Below are 17,141 nucleotides of genomic sequence, written 5' to 3' on the forward strand. Positions count from 1 at the left end.
TAGAACCCGCGACTCACGGAAATCAATACTTGACGAAGGAAATTATTGAGCCTAGGTTTCGGCCATGTTTCCCGAGATCGGCGCCTGATGGCGACCACGACAACGCACTCGGTGGCGCCGCCGAGCGCGACCGAGCAGCCGAGGCGTCCCGCCCCGGCCGTGCGCCGGCGGAGCCGCTGGTCGCAGGCGCAGAAGTCCTGGCGATTGCACTGGCAGCTCTACCTGCTGGCGCTCATCCCGATCGCGTACTTCGTGATCTTCAAGTACATCCCGATGGCCTTCAACGTCATCGCGTTCAAGGACTACAGCCCGGTGCTGGGGCCGTGGGGCAGTCCCTGGGTCGGGTTCGACAACTTCCAGCGGCTGTTCACCAACCCGGTCTTCGGCACGCTGCTGAAGAACACCTTCATCCTGGCGTTCTACCTGGTGCTGGCCAGCTTCCCGATCCCGATCCTGCTGGCCGTCGCGCTCAACGAGATCCGCAACGGCTGGTTCAAGCGGACCGTGCAGATGGTCACCTACGCGCCCTACTTCATCTCGACCGTGGTCGTCGTCTCGATCACGATCCTGCTGCTGGCGCCGAACGGCATCGTCAACGACGGGCTCGGGCACGTCGGAGGCGGGCCGATCGACTTCCTCGGCGATCCGGACTTCTTCCGGCACGTCTACGTGTGGTCCGACGTCTGGCAGACGGCGGGGTACTCGGCCGTCATCTACATGGCCGCGCTGGCCGGCATCGACCCCGCGCTGCACGAGTCGGCCAAGGTCGACGGGGCCAGCCGGCTGCAGCGGATCCGGCACATCGACCTGCCGGGGATCATGCCGACCGCGGTGATCATGCTGATCCTGGGCGTGGGCAACATGATGGCGATCGGCTTCGAGAAGGCCTATCTGCTGCAGAACAGCCTGAATCTCGCGCAGTCGGAAATCATCCCGACCTACGTCTACAAGACGGGTCTGATCAACGCCGACTTCAGCATGGCCACCGCGGTCGGCCTGTTCAACTCGGTGGTCAATCTCTGCCTGCTGCTGGTGGTCAATTTCATCGCCAAGCGGGTCACCGGAAACGGATTGTGGCGATGACAGCGACGACTATCGCGAAGAAGCCGGCCAAGGTTCGCGAGCCTTTCCGCGACCGGATGTTCCTGATCGTCATCACGATCATGCTGGTCGTGCTTCTGGCCCTGGTGCTGTTCCCGCTGATCTACATCGTGGCCAGCTCGTTCAGCAGCCCGGAGGCGGTCAACGCGGGCCGGGTCAGCTTCTGGCCGGTCGAGTTCTCGCTCGAGGCGTACCGCTCGGCCCTCAACAACTCCGAGGTCCTGCAGGGCTATTACAACTCGCTGATCTACGCGGTGTCCGGCACCATCATCAGCGTCACGCTGACCGTGGCCATCGCGTACCCGTTGTCCCGCAAGACCTTCTACGGCCGCAACGTCATCATGACGCTGCTCATCTTCACCATGCTGTTCTCCGGCGGCCTGATCCCGACCTACATGGTCGTGCACGACCTCGGCATGCTGGACACCCGCTGGGCCCTGCTGATCCCCAACGCGATCGGCGTGTGGCAGGTGATCATCGCCCGCACGTTCTTCGCCAACACCGTCCCGGACGAGCTCTACGAGGCGTCGCAGCTGGACGGGGCGGGTGGGCTCCGCACCCTGTGGTCGGTGGTGCTGCCGCTCTCCAAGCCGCTGCTGGCCGTCCTCGCCCTGATGTACACGATCTACCAGTGGAACACCTATTTCGACGCCCTGGTGTATCTCAAGGACCCCGATCTGTTCCCGCTGCAGATCGTGCTGCGCAACATCCTCATTCTCAACAGCCCCGGCCGGACCGGTTCCGTCGATCTGGCCGAGTCGATGCGTCAAATGCAGTTGGCCAATGTGCTGCGGTACGCGCTCATCGTCATCTCGAGCCTGCCGGTACTCATCATCTACCCCTTCGTCGCCCGCTTCTTCACCAAGGGCGTCCTCGTCGGCGCCGTCAAGGGATAAGGAACCATGAGAAGATCATTCATCGCCCTCGGGGTTGCCGCGACGCTGGTGACCGCGGCTGGTTGCTCCGGAAGCAAGGAAGATGCCCCGCAGGCCAAGATGGACGGCGACAAGGTCGTCATCACGGCCATGGCGGCGGCCGACGCCGACACCAAGCTGGACACCAACGCCACCACCAAGATGCTCAGCGACAAGTTCAAGATCAAGTTCCAGTTCACGACCACGACCATGGACGGCGGGCCGGCCAAGGAGAAGCGCCAGATCGCCATCTCCAGCGGCGACTACCCGGACCTGTTCCTGCTGACGCCGTACATCGACGCGTTCACCAAGCCCGAGGTCCAGAAGCTCGGCCAGCAGGGCGTCGCCGTACCGCTGGAGGATCTGATCAAGGAGAACGCGCCGAACGTCCAGAAGGCGCTCGACAGCAACCCCGTGCTCAAGGCGATGTCGACCACGCCGGACGGGCACATCTACGCGCTGCCGCAGTGGTCCGACTGCTACCACTGCACGTACTGGAACAAGCTCTGGATCAACTCGGACTGGTTGAAGAAGGTCAACCTGCCGATGCCGAAGACCACCGAGGAGCTGCGCACCGTCCTGCGGGCGTTCAAGACCAAGGACCCGAACGGCAACGGCAAGGCCGACGAGATCCCGATGACCACCGACACCCAGGACAGCACGCTGATCGGCTACCTGATGGGCGCGTTCGCGTACGCCCCGTTCGGCGCCAGCAACGGTGTGCCGTCCCTGCTGGAGCTGAACGGCGACACGGTGCAGACGCCGGTCGACAAGCCGGAGTGGCGCGAGGGCCTGAAGTACATCAACTCGCTCTACAAGGAGGGCCTGATCGACCGGGCCTCGTTCACCCAGAACGCGGAGGCCCTGCAGGCCACCGGCAACGACCCCAAGGCCGTACGCGTCGGCTCCTCGCCGGTGCTCTACCCCGGCATCTTCGTCCAGCTGGGCCAGAAGGACGGCCGGGACAAGCAGTACGACGCCGTGCCGCCCCTGACCGGGCCCGAGGGCAAGAGCTACACCGCTTACAACAACCCGACCTCGACCGGCTACACCTTCATGCTGACCAACAAGTCGAGCAAACAGGCCCGGATCGCGGCCCTGAAGATGCTCGACTACATCTACACCGACGAGGGGCAGCTCACCGTCAACGCCGGCCCGGAGAACGTCGCCTGGGTCAAGCCCGCCGCCGGCGACATCGCGCTCGACGAGAGCGTGAAGCCCACCTGGAAGGCGAAGGACTCGGCCGAAGTCCCGAAGAACGTCGCCTGGTCGTCCATGTCGCAGTACAACGTCACGACCAAGCTGCGCAACGAGCAGGCCGTGCCGAAGGACATCTACTCCGAGCAGGGCCTGGAGCGCCGGCTGTTCGAGGCGTCCAAGCTGTACGAGCCGCACGTGGACAAGGCCAAGGTCTTCCCCGAGGCGCAGATCTGGGTCGACCCGGGTGACGTCTCCGAGCTGGCCACCCTGAAGACCAACCTGGACAGCTATGTCAGCCAGGGCGAGCTGGCCTTCATCACCGGCTCCAAGAACATCGACACCGACTGGGACACCTGGGTCAAGGGCCTGGACGGGATCGGCCTGAAGCGCTACCTGGAGCTCAACCAGAAGGCGTACGACCGGTACAAGTCCACCAACAAGTGACGCGGGATCCCCGCCGGCCGTCCGTCAGCCGGCGGGGATCTCGGCCAGCTTGGCCCGCAGGTCCTGGGCCGGGTGATCCAGCTCGTCGAAGATGTCCAGGGCCTCGGCCCAGGCGCTGCGGGCGGCCCGGCGGTCGCCCGCGGCCCGGCGGCAGTCACCCAGGTGGCTCAGGGTGTCGGCCAGGTAGAAGCGCTCGCCGATCTCCCGGCACAGGCGGGCCGCCTGCTCGTAGTGCCCGATAGCGTGGTCGCGCTCGCCCGACTGCTCGCGGGCGTACCCGAGGCTGCCCTGGGTGGCCGCCTCGCCGTCACGGTCGCCGGCCTCGCGGAACAGCGTCAGCGCGCGCTCGCAGTTCTCGACGGCGAGGCGGTGCTCGCCCAGGACGGCGTGGCACCACCCGGCCGCGTTGAGGGCCCGGGCCGTGCCGGCCCGGTCGCCGGTGGACTCGTAGAGGCTCAGCGCGGTACGGGCGTGCCGCAGCGCCGTACGCGGCTCGCCCATCCGGTCGAAGACGTCGGCCAGGAAGTGGTGCGTCTGCGCCTCGCTGGTGCGCTCGCCCAGCTCGCGGAAGCGCCCGGCCGCGGTCAGCGCGCGCCGCCGGGCCTCGTCGTGGTCGCCGCGCATCAGATGGGCCCGGGCCAGGCTCCGCAGCAGTTGCGCCTCCGCCGCCCGGTCCCCGGTCCGCCGGGCCGCGCCGAGCCCGATCTCGCCCAGCTCGATCAGGTCGCTCCAGCGGCCCTGCCGCACGGCGAAGTGGTCCCGGGCCCGGGTCAGCCGCCACGCGTGCCCGTCGAAGCCGGCCGGCCCGGCCCGCCGGATGAGCCCGATCAGCACCGGGTCGTTGGCGATCAGCCAGGCCAGCGCGGCGCCGTCGTCGGCGATCTCGTCGACGACCGTCCCGCGGCGGGCCGGTGGCGGGGTCAGCGTGGACGGGGTGTGGTTGAGCCGCATGGCCGTGCAGGCGCCGTGCAGGTAGTGATCGAGCAGCCGGTGCATCGCGTCCCGCTCGCCGGCGCCGGCCAGTTCCCCGGCGTACGCGCGCAGCAGGTCGTGCAGCTCGTAGCGGCCGCCCGCGGCGGGCGCCACGAGGTGGGCCCGCACGAGCTCGTCGAGCATCTGGCCGGCCGGCTGACCGGCCAGGCTCACCGCCGCGGTGGCGGTGAACGACGGGCCGGGATGAAGCCCGAGCAGCCGGAACAGCCGCGCCGCGGCGGGGGTCAGGCCCTGGTACGACCACGAGAAGACGACCCGGACGTTGCTGCTGGCGTCGTGGCCGTCGAGCAGGTCGAGCCCGTCGCCGGTGGTGAGCTGGCCGGCCAGCTCGGCCAGCGGGAGATCAGGCCGGCCGGCCGCGTGCGCGGCCACGATGGCCAGGGCGATCGGCAGGTGGGCGCAGGCGTCGCCGAGCCGCCGCACGGCCGCCGGCTCGGCGTCCACGCGCCGCTCGCCGAGCCGGCGGGCCAGCATCGTGCGCGCCTGGGCCCGGGTGAGCAGGCCGACCTCGACCGGCCGGGCCGCCTCGATGGCGACCAGGCTCAGCAGCCGGTCCCGGCTGGTGACGACGACGGCGCAGTCCGGCGCGCCGGGCAGCAGCGGCCGCACCTGGTCGGCGTCGCGGGCGTTGTCCAGGACGATCAGCAGGCGGTGCCCGGCCACCCGGGTCCGGAACAGGGCCGAGCGGGCCGTCAGGTCGCGGGGGATCCGCCCGGCCGGCACGCCGAGCGCCTCGAGGAAGCCGCGCAGCGCCTCGTCCGGCGGCACCACCGACGGGGCCGGGCCGAAGCCGCCGAGGTTGACGAACAGCTGACCCCCGCGGAACCGGTGCCGGACCCGATGCGCCCAGTGCACGGCCAGGGTCGTCTTGCCGACGCCGGCGGTGCCGGAGAGCACCACCGGGCGGTCGTCGCCGAGCGCCTCGTCGAGCCGGCGCAGCTCGGCGTCGCGGGCGGTGAAGCCGGCCACGTCGGCCGGCAGCTGGGCCGGGCCGCCCGGGTCCGGGCCCGGGGCCGGGGCCTCGCGGCGCAGCAGCTCGACGTGCAGCTCCTGGACCGCCGGGCCGGGTTCGCTGCCGAACTCGCCGGCGACCGCGGCCCGCAGCCGGGCGTAGCACTCCAGGGCCTCGGCCACCCGCCCGCTGCCGGCCAGCGCCCGCATCAGCGCGGCGACCACGCGCTCGGCCGTCGGGTGCTCGGCGGCGACCGGCCGGAGCCGCTCGACCACGTCGTCCGCCCGATGCCGCCGCAGCTGCGTCTCGGCCAGCTCGGCCAGCAGGTCGAGCCGTTCGCGGTGCAGGGCCTCGCGCACCCGGGCCGCCCAGTCCCCGGGCAGGCCGGCCAGCGCGACCGGTTCCCAGCCGGACAGGGCCCGGCCGAGCAGGACGGCGGTGCGGTCGTCGTCGCCGGCCTCGCGGGCCGCCGCGGCCAGCCGCCGCGCCCGGTGCAGGTCGACGTCCTCGGCGGCCACGTCGGCGCGGTACCCGCCCGCGACGAACCGCAGCATCCCCGGGTCGCCGCCGGCCCGCTCGATGATCCGGCGCAGCCGCGCCACGTACGGCGCGACGGCGTTGCCGGCCCGCGGCGGATCGTCGCCCCACACCCGGTCGACCAGCGTCGCGACCGGGACACTGTGCCCCGGCGTCAACAGGAGCACGGCCATCACACAGCACTGTTTGGCGGGACCCAGATCGACGTCCACACCGTCCACCCGCCAGCGCGGTGGACCGAGCAGACACCACGGAGCCCCGTTCTCCGCGGGTCTGTCCACGCTGTCGAGCGAAGCACGTGGATATGGCCGATGCAATCCAAAAGCAACTGACCGACAATCGGCGTCCCGGAAGCTGGGCGGGCCGGTCGCGGCGCGCGCCGCGTGCGAGGGACGCGGAAGTGCCGGACCGGCTCCGACACAACCGAGGAGGACCCATGCGGAACGCGATCAAGGCAGCGGTGGCCGGCACGGCCATCGCCGGCACGATGCTGGTGGCCACGCCGGGGGCGGCGCTCGCGGCGAACGACCACTGGTGCTCGGTGACCACCAACTACTGCAGCGCCGGCAACACGCCGGCCAACTCGTCGCACCAGATCTTCGTCTCCACCGCCGGCACCCGGGGGAACTACACCCTCACCGTGATCGACGTGAACAACGGCAAGACCATTCACCGAGTCACTGTCAACGCGCCGCTCGAGAAGACCCTGGGCAACGTCTGGTCCAGCTACGAGGCGCAGATCTGGTGCGAAACCGGCTGCCCCGGCGCCAATCTCCACATCTGGAGTTGATTCAGGCCGAGGGCCGGGCTTTCTGCGGGTGGGGGGTCTCGTGGCGGGCCAGCATGGCGACGAACTCGGCGATCTTCCGCTCGCGGGTCTCGGCGCGCTTGACGGCGTTGAGACGGTAGATCAGGGCGAACCGGTTGGCGCTGGTCAGCACGTCGAACATGGCCTGGGCGGCCGGCTCGGCGGCGATCGCGGCCAGCAGGTCGGCCGGCGGCTCGGCCTCCGAGGGCGGGGCGTACGCGGCGTCCCACCGCCCGTCCGCCTTGGCCGCCTCGACCGCGGCCCGGCCCGCGGGGTGCATCAGCCCCTGCTCCTCCAGCCGGGCCACGTGCCCGACGTTGCGCCGCGACCACGAGCTGCGGGCCCGGCGCGGGGTGAAGCGGATCCACGACGACCCCTCGTCGCGCTTGCGGGCCTGTCCGTCGATCCAGCCGAAGCAGAGGCCCTGGTCGACCGCCTGCTGCCAGGTCAGCGTGGTGACCGTGCCACCTTTCTTGGTCAGGGCGAGCCACACGCCGGCCGAGGTGGCGTGGTTCTCCGCCAGCCACGCCCGTAACTCCTCGGCGTCGGCGACGATCAGCTCGGGCAGCGCAACGGACCCCGGTTCAGCCATGGAAGAAGGCTAAACCGGGGTCCGGTCAGATCCTGACCTGAATCTCCTTCGCCTGCTCCCAGACGAAATCGTTGGTCGTCTCCCGGTAGCGGACGCGGGCGGTGGCCGGGCCGTCGGAGCGCAGGCGTGCCTCGGCCAGCCGGCCGTCACTCCAGGACAGGTCGACGGTGAAGCCGCCGCGGGCGCGCAGGCCGCGGACCGAGCCGTCGCGCCACGTGGAGGGCAGGGCGGGCAGCAGCTCGATCTCCTCGCCGTCGGACTGCAGCAGCATCTCGGCGATGGCGCCGCTGCCGCCGGAGTTGCCGTCGAACGAGTAGATGTTCTGCTCGGCCCCGGCGATGCCGCCGGCCGAGTAGCTGAGCAGATTGGCCTCGCTGGCGTCGCCGATCAGCCGGGTCACGTGGGCCAGGGCCCGGTCCCCGTCGAGCAGGCGGGCGTAGAACGCCGCGAAGTTGGCCTCCACCCACTCGGTCTGCTCCCAGCCCGGCGCGGCCTGCCGGCGTTCGATGGTCACCGCCGCCGCGCGGGCCAGTTCGGGCGTACGCCGCGGCGAGACCTGCCGCTCCGGGAAGAGCGCGACGAGGTGGGCCGTGTGCCGGTGGGCCGGATCGGCCTCGTTGAAGTCGTCGAGCCATTCCTGCAGCTGACCGTGCCGCCCGATCCGGAACGGCGACAGTCGTGCGCGGGCCGCCTCGGCCCGAGACCGAAGCTCAGGGTCGACGCCGAGGATCGCGGCGGCCTGGCCGCAGATGCGCAGGATCGCCTCGGCGAAGGCGCGGTCGGCGGTGGTGCCCATGGCGACCGAGCATCGGGTGCCGTCGGGGGCCAGATAGGCGTTCTCCGGCGACTCGGCCGGGCCGGCCACCAGCCAGCCGTGGGTGGGCTCGGGCACCAGATAGTCCAGCAGGAACTCGGCCGCGCCCCGGAGCACCGGGTAGGCGTGCTCGCGCAGGTACTCCTCGTCGGGCTGGTACTCGTAGTGCTCCCACAGCTGCAGGGCCATCCAGGCGCCGCCGGTGACGTTCAGGCCCCAGCCGATGCCGGCCCCGGGCGCGCTGTAACCCCAGGCGTTGGTGACCGTGTGCGCGACCCAGCCGCCCGCGCCGTACATCTCCCGGGCGGTGCTCTGCCCCGCGTCGGCGAGTCGCCGCAGGAAGCCGAACAGCGGGGTCTGGCACTCGGCGAGGTGGCCGGACTCGGCCGCCCAGTAGTTCTGCTGGGTGTTGATGTCCAGGTGGAAGTCGTTGCTCCAGCCCATGCTGCTGGCGAAGCCGTCGTTCCACACGCCCTGCAGGGCCAGCGGCAGCGGTGAGTCCGCCCGCGAACCGGCCACGGTGAGATAGCGGCCGTACTGGTAGTACAGCGCGATCAGGTCGTCGTCCCGCTCGCCGCGGGCCAGCCGCTCCCGGCGTACGTCCGTGGGAAGCGCGACCGGCTCACCCAGATCGAGCGACACCCGCGTCATGAGACGCCGGTGGTCCGCGACGTGCGCGGCGCGCAGATCGTCGTAGCCGGGGGCGTCGGCCAACAACTTCTCGGCCCGCGCGACCGGGTCGTCGCCGTTGAAGTCGGTGCCGACGGCGATCAGCACGACGACCGAGTCGGCGCCGGTGATCGTGAACGTGTCATCCGCGTACCGCTGGGTGCCGCCCTCGGTGATGAACCGGACGCGGATCTCCAGCGCGGCGCCGTCCTTCCCGTTGCTGTGCAGCGTTTCGACGGCCCGGCCGCTGAACGCGAGCCCGGCCTCGGTGGCCGTGGTGGTGCCGGGCAGCGAGGTGTCGTCCAGGGTGGCCGAGAGGGTGACGGGCCCGGCGAGGCGCATCGCGATGACGCCATGCGGATGGGAGGCGAACACTTCGCGTACGGCATGGTTCTGCTCTTGATCGAACTCGACCCGGACCAGGCCGGTATCCAGGTCGAGGGAGCGACGGTAGTTCTCGAAGGAACCGCCGGGGAAGTCGAGGCGCAGGCGGGGGAGGGGCACGTTGGTGCCGAACGAGGTGGGATGACCGGGCAGATGCTCCTCGGCCAGCCGCTGCGCCTCGGCGTACTGGCCGTCGAACAGCAACTGGCGGATGGCCGGCAGCTGCGCCCGCGCGGTCGGGCTCACGTCGGTGCCCGAGGGCGCGCCGGACCACGCGGTGGACTCGGAGAGCCGGATGGTCTCGGTGGGCACGCCGCCGTACACCATGCCGCCGAGGCGGCCGTTGCCGATCGGCAGCGCCTCGAACCAGCGCTCGCCCGGACGGTCGTACCACAAGGCCGTGGAAGGCATGTGACTCGTCTCCTCAGGCCAGCTGGTCGCGGAGCCAGGGCAGCTGGACCGGCGCCTGGAACGAGCCGCCGCCCTCGTGCCGGTTGTACGGCCAGACCTGGATCTGCTTGGGCCCGGCGTAGTGGTTGTAGGCGGCGTAGACCGTCGAGGGCGGGCACACGTCGTCCATCAGGCCGACCGAGTAGAGGGCGGGCGCGGTGGCCCGGGCCGCGAAGTGCACGCCGTCGAAGTAGCCCAGGGTGTGGAAGACCTGCTCGACCCGGTCGCGGTTCTCGGCGCAGAAGGCCGACAGCTCACGGTACGGGTACGAGTCGGTGAGCTCGGTGGCCCGCCGGAAGTGGGTCAGGAACGGCACGTCGATCAGCGCCGCCCGGACGCCGTCGTGCAGGCCGGCCACCGCCTGGGCGATGCCGCCGCCCTGGCTGGCCCCGGCCACCACGATCCGGGTGGGGTCGACCTCGGCCAGGGTGGCCGCGAGGTCGACCGCGCGGACGGCGTCGGTGAACAGGCGGCGGTAGTAGTACTGCTCCGGGTCGAGCACGCCGCGGGTCATCAGGCCGTTGTGGTGCGGGGTGGTGTTGCCGGCCAGGTCGGGCGTGTCGCCGTCGCCCTGACCGCGGGAGTCGACCACGAGCACGGCGTAGCCGGCGGCCGGCCAGAGCAGCCACTCGTGCGGGCGGCCGCGGCCGCCGCCGTAGCCGATGAACTGGACGACACAGGGCACCTTTTGGAGGGCAGTGGCCGGGATCAGCAGCCAGGCGGCCACCCGCTGGCCGTCGTATCCGCTGTAGCGCACGTCGAACACGCGCACACCGGGCAGCAGGGCGTCGAATGGGTTTACTTCCGCGGCCAGGTCGTGCTCGCGGGCCTCGGCGAGGGTGCGCCGCCAGAAGCCGTCGAAGTCGTCCGGCTCGGTGAGCGCCGGGCGATAGTCCTGAAGTGCGGAAAGGGGGAGGTCGAACATGGCCATGCGTCAGCCCTTCATTGCGCTCGTGAGTGCGGCGAGCGTAGGTCGGCGTATACGGCCAAATCAATACTTGACGAAGGAAATTATTGAGCTTAGATTTCTGCCATGTTTCCCGAGGCTGACGCGCTCGCGCCCGCAGTTACAGCGGTTTTCACGGCCGTGTTGACCGAAGGCCCGCTCAGCCGCGTCGCCCTCGCCCGCCGCCTCGACCTGTCCTCCGGCGCCGTCACCAAGGCGGCCCGGCCGCTGATCGAGATGGGCTACCTCGAGGAGCTGGCCGCCACCGAGCGCACCGGCCCCGGCGCCGGTCGCCCGGCCAGTCCTCTCGCGATCCGGGCCGATTGCGAGTTCTTCGTCGGCGTGAAGATCACCGGCGACGAGCTCATCGGCGTCGTCTGCGATCTCAAGGCGGCGGTACGCACGTCGGCCCACCGGCGGCTGTCCGGCGCCGACGTCGACAGCGTGCTCACCCAGCTTGGCGAACTCGTCGACGAGCTGCTCGACGGTCCCGGCGACTACCGCGCACGCACCCGCCGCCTCGGGCTGGCCGTCTCCGGCGACGTCGACCACCTCACCGGCCTCGTCCGCTATTCGCCCTTCCTGCGCTGGCACGACGTGCCGCTGCGGGAACGGGCGGAGAAGATCACCGGCCTCACCGTCACGGTCGAGAACGACGTGAAGGCGCTGACCATCGCCGAGCACTGGTTCGGCGAGGGCGTCGGCGCCGAGTCGTTCGCCCTGGTCACCGTGGGCGCCGGGATCGGCTGCGGCCTGGTCGTGGGCGGCCGGCTGATCTCCGGCGCGCACGGCGTGGCCGGCGAGATCGGGCACATCGGCATCGACGCGGACGGCCCGGCCTGCCACTGCGGCAGCCGCGGCTGCGTGGAGGCGATCGCCGGCGCCGACGCGATCGTCCGGCAGGTCCCGGGGGCGCTCACCTTCGACGACGCCGTGGCGCGAGCCCGCCGGGGCGACGTGGCGGCGTGCGAGGCCTTCGCCCGGGCCGGCGACGCGATCGGCTCGGCCATCGCGGCCGTGGCCAACCTGGTCGGCCCGGCCCGGATCGTCGTCTCCGGCGAGGGCCTGTCGGCCTACGACCTGTTCGAGCCGCACATCCGGGCCGGCTTCCAGCGCCAGGCCTTCGGGGCCGCCGCCGACTGCCCACTGTCGATCCGCCCGCTGCCGTTCGAGGAGTGGGCCCGCGGCGCGGCCACCGTGAGCATCAAGGCGCTGGTCGTCTAGGCCGGGGTCAGGCGGCCTGGTCGAACGTCGTGATCGTGCCGGTCGTCCAGCCGAGCCAGAAGTCGCCGAGGTCGTTGGCCAGCCAGCGGGGGGTGGCGAGGAACGGGTCCCACAGGAACACGCCGGGCGCGGCGTCCCGCAACACGCAGAACCGGCCCCCGGTGCCGTCGTCACCGAACGCCAGCAGCTTCGTGGCTTTTTTGCGCGCGGCCGGCTCCTCCCCGGCGGCCGGCTCGGCGCGGCTCGGCTCCTCCCCGGCGGCCGGCTCGGCGCGGCTCGGCTCCTCCCCGGCGGCCGGCTCGGCGCGGCTCAGTTCGTTGCGGGCGGCCAGCTCGGCCAGGGGCCAGACCAGGAACCATTGGCCGTACCGGTTGAAGACGCCGTCGCTGACCAGGTAGAGCTTGCGCAGCTGGGGCGGCAGCTCCGGGTAGGCGGCCAGCTCGTCCTCCTCGACCGGCGGCCGGGTCTCATAGCCGTCGGCCTCGGTGAGAAGGCGGGACCAGTCGACGAGAATCATGTCCGAATTATCCCACTGTGGGGGCTTTACCGGAGGTAGGCGACGAGGGCAATGTTCTGCTCGCGCAGGGCGGTGGCGATCAGGGCGGCGATTTGGCGGGCGCCGGCCGCCTCGAAATGGGTGTGGTCGTTGCAGAAGAAGGCGCCGACCGCGCCGGTCGTGTAGTCGCCGTTGTTGGGGCAGAGCTTGAGCGAGTTGTAGAGGGCCACGCTGCGCGCGTGCAGGTCGATGACGGGTACGCCGTTGGCGGTGGCGGCCGCTTTGGTCTCGGCGACGAAACCGCGGTTGCCGACGGCCGTGCCGCCGCTGCAGGTGATCGCGGCGACCGGGGTGACGAAGATCGGCTGTACGCCCCGGGCCCTGGCCGCCGTGGCCATCACGCCCAGCAGCTCCTTGAAGCGGGCGGGGCCGACGTGCCGCGGGCAGGCCGAGTCACCGTCGTTGATGCCGAACTGGACGATGAGGTGGTCGCCGCTGCGGAAACCGTTCAGCATGGTGGTCCAGCGGGAGCTGTACGAGGTGGAGCTCAGGGTGCACTCGCCGGCCGCGTTCTTGGTCGAGGTCACGTTGCCCTCGTAGAGCCAGGTCTGGATGCTGCGGCCACCGACGGCGCTGTTCTGCACGGTGGCGTCGGCGGTGAGGTACGAGGCGAACTGGCTGCCCCAGCCGATCGGGCACGCGCTCGCGTTCATCATCGTGGAGTCGCCGGCCATCCACACCTTGGTGGGCGCGACGGCCCTTTCCGCGCCCACCGCGACCTTTGCCGCCGCCATCCTTTCCGCCGCCCCGGCCGTCGACGTCATTGCCGCTGGGGGTGCGGCGCAGGCGGGGGTGGGGGCCTGGGCGGTGGCGACGCCGCCGAAGCCGGTGGTGGCGACGATCATGGCGGCGGCCAGAAGCGTCTTCATCGGATCACCTGCGCTAGTCGGTCGGTGATGGCCTGGTGGCCCTTGTCGTTCGGGTGCACGGAGTCGCTGAGGCCGTCGGCCGGGAGCCAGCCCGTGGTATCGACGTAGAACACGTTCAAGTCGCCGGCCGCGGCTCGGGCCCGTACGGCCGCCTGGGTCTCTGCCGCGTAGCGGCCGATGAAGGTGCGCAGGGCGAAAAGCCGGGCGCTCGGGAATCTGGCCCGGATCTTCGCCAGGAAACTGGTGTACTTCGCCTGGAAGTCGGGAGCGCTGACGCCGTGGCTCTTGTCGTTGGTGCCGAGGTTGATCACGACCGTGGTCGGCGTGTAGCGGGCGAAGTTCCACTGGTCCGCGCCGGCCTGGCCGCCGCTGGACATCCAGTAGCGGGTCTCGTGGGCCCAGCAGCCGTCCGTGGTCTCGGAGAGGCACATGCCGCCGATGGCGATCTGGGTGTGGTCGCGGCCGAGCAGCTCGCCGGTCTTGAAGCCGTAGCCGGTCACCGCGAGCCGGCTGCTGGTCGTGCCGGCGGTGATCGAGTCGCCGATGAACTCGATCAGCCCGCTCCGGGCCGGCGCCTTGAACGTGGTGGCGCCCGCGTCGAGGATCAGGCCCTGGAAGACGGCGTCGCCGGTGTAGGAGCCGGCCACCTGCCGGTAGCTGACGATCAGCGTGTGGTTGCCGGCGGCCAGCGGGGTGGGGGTCAGGTTGATCGTGCCGCTCCCGGTGAACGACGTGAACGCCTTGCCGTCGATGCTGGCCCACAGCTGAATCGTGTTGCGCTGCTTGAGCTTGACCGTCGTGCCGGTGAAGCCGACCCGGAGATAGGCCCCGGCCCAGTAGGGCACGTAGGCCGAGGCGTTGGTGGTGTTCCACCGCCCGACGAAGCTGATGTTGGCGTCGATGGCGGCCTGAGCCGGCGCGGACCAGCCGATCAGCAGGACCCCGGCGGCCACCAGAGCCGTGCACAGACGTCGCATGAGCACGATCCCTCCTCTCGGGAGCGCTCCCATGCTCCGGCATGCATCGATCGATGTCAATCAATGGGTGCTCGACGGCCCGGGCCGGGGGTTCTACGCTGGGAACGCTCCCGGGGGAGGGGTCGCCATGAGGCGTACGGTCGCAGTGGTCCTGGTCGTGGTGTTGTCGGGCGTGGTCGGGGGCGATGCCGTCAGGGCGGCGGCCGATCAGGTGATCTATCTCGATCCGCGGTACTCGCCGGCGGAACGCGCGGCCGATCTCGTCGGGCGGATGACGCTGGCCGAGAAGTCGTCGCAGATGATCAGCAGCATGGCGCCGGCCGTTCCGCGGCTCGGCGTCGCCGCGTACGGCTGGTGGAACGAAGCCGCGCACGGGGTCGCCCGGGAGCAGGTGAACGACGGCGACCAGCCGTCCGATCTGGTCAACACGACCTCGTACCCGGTGTCACTGTCGCTCGGGGCGACCTGGAACCCGGAGCTCGTCCGCCGCGAAGCCTCGATGATCTCGGACGAGGCCCGCGAGGTGGTCCGGGACAACCGGCTCGACCTGGACTTCTACACGCCCACGGTGAATCTGGCCCGGGACCCGCGGTGGCGGCGCAACGACGAGACGTTCGGCGAGGATCCGCGGCTGACCGCGAAGCTGGCCGCCGCCTTCGTGAACGGGATGCAGGGCGACGGCGCCTATCTCAAGACGGTGGCCACGCTGAAGCACTACGCGGCCAACAACAGCGAGTCGAATCGCCTCAACGGATCGTCCGACATGGATGAGCGGACGCTGCGGGAGTATTACACCGCGCAATTCCGCGACATCATCCGATGGAGCCGGCCGGGGTCGATGATGAGCGCCTACAACGCCGTCAACGGGGTCCCGTCCGCCGCCAACACCCACCTTATGGAGACGCTGGCCCGGCAGACGTACGGCTTCGACGGCTATTTCACGTCCGATTGCGACGCGGTGTACGAAATCATGGCCGGGCAGAACTGGCGGCCCCCGCTCGACCAGTACGGGCGGACGGCGTGGGCCCAGTCGGCCGGCGAGGACCTCAATTGCAACATGGGCTACCACGACGAATGGCATTACGGGAACACGATTCCAACGGCGGTGGCCCGCGGGGGTGCGTACGGACAACGGCGTCTACAACGAGAATGACGTGGACGTGTCGGTGGTCCGGTTATTCACCGCGCGGATGGCGCTCGGCGAGTTCGACGCCGAGGACCGGGTGCCGTGGGTGGCGGCGGCGCGGGCTCGACTTGACCCGGGCACGTGGGTCAACTCGGAGGCCAACCACGCGGTCACGCAGACCCCGGAGCGCTTGCGAATGGCGCGCGCGGTGGCCGACGAGAGCATTGTGCTGCTGCAGAACCGGGGAAATCTGCTGCCCCTGCGCCGCGGCGCGAAGGTCGCGATCGTCGGCTCTTACGCCGACCCGGTCGACATGTATCTGGGCGGGTATTCCAGCGACCAGACCCGTTCGGGCACGGCCAACGCGGTCAACGGCCGGCAGGGTCTTCCCGGCGCTGCATATGTGCCGGGGGCCGCACCCGGCGAGGTCAACGCCGTTGAGCCGGCGGCCCTGCGCGCCCTGGCGGGATATGACGCGGTCATCGTCTACGCCGGCACCGACCGGGACACGGCGAGCGAGGACAACGACCGGGAAACGCTCGCCTTACCGGCCGGGCAGGCCGATCTCATCCGGCAGGTCGCCCGGATCAACCCCCGCACCGTCGTCTATCTCGAAACGGTCGGCCAGGTCGACGTGACGCCGTTCGCCGGGCAAGTCGGCGCGATCCTCTGGAGCTCGTACAACGGCCAGCGCAAAGGCGAGGCCCTGGCCGATGTCATCACGGGCGAAGTCACGCCGAGCGGCCGGCTGCCGTTCACCTGGTACGCCGACGAGAACGAGTTGCCACCCATCGAGTCGTACGCGATCCGCGGCACACCCGGCCGTACGTATCAATACTTCACCGGCCACATCGCCTACCCGTTCGGCTTCGGCCTCAGCTACAGCACGTTCCGTTACGACGGCGTCCGCCTCGAACAGTCGCCGACCACGCTGACCGTCACCGTCACCGTCACCGCCACCGTCACCAACACCGGGTCACCGGCCGCCGCCGAGGTCGCCCAGCTCTACGCGACCACCCCCGACGCCCCGGCCGCGGCCGAGCGGCCCCGCAAACGGCTCGTCGCCTTCCGGAAGGTCTCGCTGGCGCCGGGGCAGAGTGCCCGGCTCACTCTGCCGGTGGCGGTGGCCGACCTCGCATTCTTCGACGGCACGGCGTTCCGGGTCGACCCCGGACGCTACGGGCTGCAGCTCTCCGCCTCCAGCGCCGACGTCAAACACCAGCTGTACGCCTCCGTCAGCGCTCCGCCGCCGGCCACCCCGGCCGTGGTCACGGCCAAGCCCGTCACCCCGGACGACCCGGCCCGGGGCATCACCCAGCGGCTCCAGTTCCCCGTCGGCCGCCGGATCGAGCCGCACCTGACGGTCGCCCTGACCGACCAGACCCTGCTGCGTTCGGGCTTCTCCGTACGCTACGAAAGCAACCGCCCCTCGGTGGTCACCCACGATCTACGGGTGCGGGCGCCCGGCGTCGCCACCATCACGGCGACCGTGACGTACGGCGGGGCCTCCGCGCGCGGCACCTTCGTCGTCAGAGCGACCCGATCATCCGTTCCGGGTGACGTGCCCGGGTGATCCGGTGGTCCA

14 protein-coding genes are annotated in these 17,141 nt (G+C 70.6%); 7 read left to right on the forward strand and 7 right to left on the reverse strand.

Annotated elements, in window-relative coordinates:
- Window positions 1–87 precede the first annotated feature (87 nt).
- The 3 genes from AB0J66_RS12785 to AB0J66_RS12795 are packed head-to-tail and all read left to right on the forward strand — an operon-like array spanning window position 88 to window position 3,659.
- Window positions 88–1,083, forward strand: coding sequence for an ABC transporter permease subunit (locus AB0J66_RS12785; RefSeq protein ID WP_364659219.1), 996 nt, complete (start codon window positions 88–90; stop codon window positions 1,081–1,083).
- A complete protein-coding gene (locus AB0J66_RS12790) occupies window positions 1,080–1,997 on the forward strand; it encodes a carbohydrate ABC transporter permease (protein WP_364659221.1) in 918 nt (305 codons plus the stop codon). The genes AB0J66_RS12785 and AB0J66_RS12790 overlap by 4 nt, the downstream gene beginning before the upstream one ends.
- A 6-nt stretch (window positions 1,998–2,003) precedes the next feature.
- Entirely contained in the window at window positions 2,004–3,659 is a 1,656-nt protein-coding gene (locus tag AB0J66_RS12795) for an extracellular solute-binding protein (RefSeq protein WP_364659223.1), read from the forward strand.
- Between the two features lie 24 nt (window positions 3,660–3,683).
- Here the strand turns inward: AB0J66_RS12795 and AB0J66_RS12800 are convergent, their stop codons facing one another.
- Window positions 3,684–6,353: a tetratricopeptide repeat protein gene (locus AB0J66_RS12800; RefSeq protein ID WP_364659225.1), complete on the reverse strand. Its 2,670-nt coding sequence runs from the start codon at window positions 6,351–6,353 to the stop codon at window positions 3,684–3,686.
- 224 nt (window positions 6,354–6,577) lie between these two features.
- On the opposite strand from AB0J66_RS12800, the gene AB0J66_RS12805 reads away from it, so the two are divergent.
- Window positions 6,578–6,931: a hypothetical protein gene (locus tag AB0J66_RS12805; protein ID WP_364659227.1), complete on the forward strand. Its 354-nt coding sequence runs from the start codon at window positions 6,578–6,580 to the stop codon at window positions 6,929–6,931.
- A 1-nt stretch (window position 6,932) separates the two neighbouring features.
- Here AB0J66_RS12805 and AB0J66_RS12810 read toward each other — a convergent pair whose 3' ends face one another.
- The 3 genes from AB0J66_RS12810 to AB0J66_RS12820 are packed head-to-tail and all read right to left on the reverse strand — an operon-like array spanning window position 6,933 to window position 10,789.
- Complete coding sequence (locus tag AB0J66_RS12810) at window positions 6,933–7,541, reverse strand: YdeI/OmpD-associated family protein (RefSeq protein ID WP_364659229.1); 609 nt, start codon at window positions 7,539–7,541, stop codon at window positions 6,933–6,935.
- Between the two features lie 25 nt (window positions 7,542–7,566).
- On the reverse strand, window positions 7,567–9,819 hold the full coding sequence (locus tag AB0J66_RS12815; RefSeq protein WP_364659230.1) for a glycoside hydrolase family 95 protein: 2,253 nt from the start codon (window positions 9,817–9,819) through the stop codon (window positions 7,567–7,569).
- Window positions 9,820–9,832: 13 nt separating this feature from the next.
- On the reverse strand, window positions 9,833–10,789 hold the full coding sequence (locus AB0J66_RS12820) for an acetylxylan esterase (RefSeq protein ID WP_364659232.1): 957 nt from the start codon (window positions 10,787–10,789) through the stop codon (window positions 9,833–9,835).
- A 102-nt stretch (window positions 10,790–10,891) separates the two neighbouring features.
- Between AB0J66_RS12820 and AB0J66_RS12825 the strand changes: the two genes are divergently transcribed.
- Window positions 10,892–12,028 (forward strand): ROK family transcriptional regulator, encoded by a 1,137-nt coding sequence (locus tag AB0J66_RS12825; protein ID WP_364659234.1) that lies wholly within the window; start codon window positions 10,892–10,894, stop codon window positions 12,026–12,028.
- A gap of 7 nt (window positions 12,029–12,035) precedes the next feature.
- On the opposite strand, the gene AB0J66_RS12830 is transcribed toward AB0J66_RS12825, so the two are convergent.
- From AB0J66_RS12830 to AB0J66_RS12840, 3 genes are read right to left on the reverse strand one after another with little or no spacing between them, the layout of a single operon-like run.
- Window positions 12,036–12,545 carry an SMI1/KNR4 family protein gene (locus AB0J66_RS12830; protein WP_364659236.1) on the reverse strand — a complete coding sequence of 170 codons (510 nt, stop codon included), beginning with the start codon at window positions 12,543–12,545 and terminating at the stop codon, window positions 12,036–12,038.
- Between the two features lie 26 nt (window positions 12,546–12,571).
- Window positions 12,572–13,453 carry a GDSL-type esterase/lipase family protein gene (locus tag AB0J66_RS12835; protein WP_364659238.1) on the reverse strand — a complete coding sequence of 294 codons (882 nt, stop codon included), beginning with the start codon at window positions 13,451–13,453 and terminating at the stop codon, window positions 12,572–12,574.
- On the reverse strand, window positions 13,450–14,430 hold the full coding sequence (locus AB0J66_RS12840; protein WP_364659480.1) for a GDSL-type esterase/lipase family protein: 981 nt from the start codon (window positions 14,428–14,430) through the stop codon (window positions 13,450–13,452). The genes AB0J66_RS12835 and AB0J66_RS12840 overlap by 4 nt, the downstream gene beginning before the upstream one ends.
- Window positions 14,431–14,557: 127 nt before the next feature.
- Here AB0J66_RS12840 and AB0J66_RS12845 point away from each other — a divergent pair, with 127 nt between their 5' ends.
- Window positions 14,558–15,583 carry a glycoside hydrolase family 3 N-terminal domain-containing protein gene (locus tag AB0J66_RS12845; protein WP_364659240.1) on the forward strand — a complete coding sequence of 342 codons (1,026 nt, stop codon included), beginning with the start codon at window positions 14,558–14,560 and terminating at the stop codon, window positions 15,581–15,583.
- On the forward strand, window positions 15,549–17,129 hold the full coding sequence (locus AB0J66_RS12850; protein WP_364659242.1) for a glycoside hydrolase family 3 C-terminal domain-containing protein: 1,581 nt from the start codon (window positions 15,549–15,551) through the stop codon (window positions 17,127–17,129). The genes AB0J66_RS12845 and AB0J66_RS12850 overlap by 35 nt, the downstream gene beginning before the upstream one ends.
- Window positions 17,130–17,141: the final 12 nt, after the last annotated feature.

It is taken from the genome of Actinoplanes sp. NPDC049598 (assembly GCF_040675435.1).
Taxonomy (GTDB): domain Bacteria; phylum Actinomycetota; class Actinomycetes; order Mycobacteriales; family Micromonosporaceae; genus Actinoplanes.